Origin of the sequence: Gottschalkia purinilytica (assembly GCF_001190785.1) — a bacterium.
Classification (GTDB): domain Bacteria; phylum Bacillota; class Clostridia; order Tissierellales; family Gottschalkiaceae; genus Gottschalkia_A; species Gottschalkia_A purinilytica.
In genome coordinates this window covers 1-1813 of record NZ_LGSS01000046.1, presented here as the reverse complement: position 1 = coordinate 1813, position 1813 = coordinate 1, and the positions used below count along the sequence as shown (strand labels likewise).

Annotated in this window: 1 protein-coding gene and 1 rRNA gene; both read left to right on the top strand. The window is 25.5% G+C overall.

Translation table 11 applies throughout. The features are described 5' to 3' along the window. Positions 1–85 (top strand): 5S ribosomal RNA (gene rrf, locus CLPU_RS16155); the annotation flags it as partial. 244 nt (positions 86–329) lie between these two features. Continuing rightward, complete coding sequence (locus CLPU_RS16150; protein WP_050379113.1) at positions 330–1004, top strand: NAD(P)H-dependent oxidoreductase; 675 nt, start codon at positions 330–332, stop codon at positions 1002–1004. Positions 1005–1813: the final 809 nt, after the last annotated feature.

Below are 1813 nucleotides of genomic sequence, written 5' to 3'. Positions count from 1 at the left end.
ACCCATACCGAACACAGAAGTTAAGCCCTCCAGCGCTGATGGTACTTAGGCGGAAACGCCTTGGGAGAGTAGGACGTTGCTGGGTTATTTTATTTTTTGATAATTTACATAAAATAAACTATATGAATAGAAAAAACTATCATTTATTATCTGTTAAATGGTGGTTTTTTGTTGTAGTGAGATTATAATATAAATTTGTATTTACAAGTTAGAAGTTATTAAAATAATCAACCAAATGCCTTAAGAATTCTAATTATATCTTTGATGTATTTAAAAATTATAATTATGGGTATATTAATTTGTGATATAAAATATAAAGAGGTGAGTTTATGGATAAAGAAACTAAGAAAAAAGAAATATTAGATGCTTTTAATTTTCGTCATGCATGTAAAGAATTTGACGAAACTAAAAAGATATCAAAGGATGATATGAATTTTATATTAGAAACAGCAAGATTATCTCCTAGTTCTTTTGGATTTGAACCATGGAGACTAATAAATATTAAGAATGATGATCTTAAGACTAAATTATTAGATACTACATGGGGAGCGCAGAAACAACTTCCTACTTCTAGTGACTTTATAGTAATTCTTGCTAGAAAGGATGACATGAGATATGATTCAGAATATATACATAACTTTATGAAAGAGATACAAAAAGTACCAGAAGAAATGTTAGAAACAAGAATAAATGTTTTTAAAAACTTTCAGGAAAGTGGATTTAAATTATTAGAAAGTGAAAGAACATTATTTGATTGGGCATGTAAACAAACCTATATTTTATTAGGTAATGTTATGACAGCTGCGGCGCAAATAGGAATTGATTCTTGTCCTGTTGAAGGATTTGATAGAGAAAAGACAGAGGACCTTTTACACAGAGAAGGCGTAATAGATAAGAATAAATTTGGAATATCTGTTATGGTTGCGTTTGGATATAGAAAGGCAGATCCTAGTAGACCTAAAACGAGACAAAATATAGAGGAAATATTAGAGGTTATAGAATAGTTATATAGTATATAAGTCATATAGCACACTAAACTTTATTAGTGTGCTATATTGTTATATAATTTAACTATAAAAGATTATTTATAGGATTATTTTTAGTAATATTAGTTTTATATTACTATCACAACTATCATTTTATGTTTATTTTCAACTATTTTATTATATCTGTTGGCTTTATATTTCACATTATTTTTGTTGGAATTTTGATAACTTTATTTTTTTACTGTAGAAAAGGTACTAATTAATAACCTATTTTTGATCCTATAGCTGTATAATTTTATTACTATTTTTCTCAAAAAGTTCTATGGCTAATTCCTTAAATAAATTATTCATAAATATAATTATATCTAAACTTATATCTTCAAATGTAACTTTTTTTAGAATTAGAAATATTAATATGTCATATTAATATGACATATTAATATAATGATATATAAAAGATGATTATATAATTAAGTTAGATAGTAGCAAATGTTTAGCATTTTTACACTTACTTTATATTAGTAATAAAATAAAACTGTTGACACCATTTAAGTTTATATGTTATATTTGATAAGTTGCCTTTAAGAGAGAAAATAATCTGAGGCAATAAAAAATAAAAAATCAAAAAAAGTATTGACAAGTGCATGGAAAATATGATATAGTAAAGAAGTTGTCGCAAGAGACAGAGAAAAATGAAAAATAAAAAAGTTCTTGACAAAGAACGACAAAAATGATAAACTTATTAAGCGAGTTTGAACTTTGAAAATTGAACAGTGAAAAGCCAGTTAATTCCTAGAATAACTGAAATAAATAAAACTCAACTTTAG

Coding starts and splice junctions, on each gene's coding strand:
- CLPU_RS16150 (WP_050379113.1), top strand. CDS start 330: ATGGATAAAGAAACTAAGAAAAAAGAAATATTAGATGCTTTTAATTTT.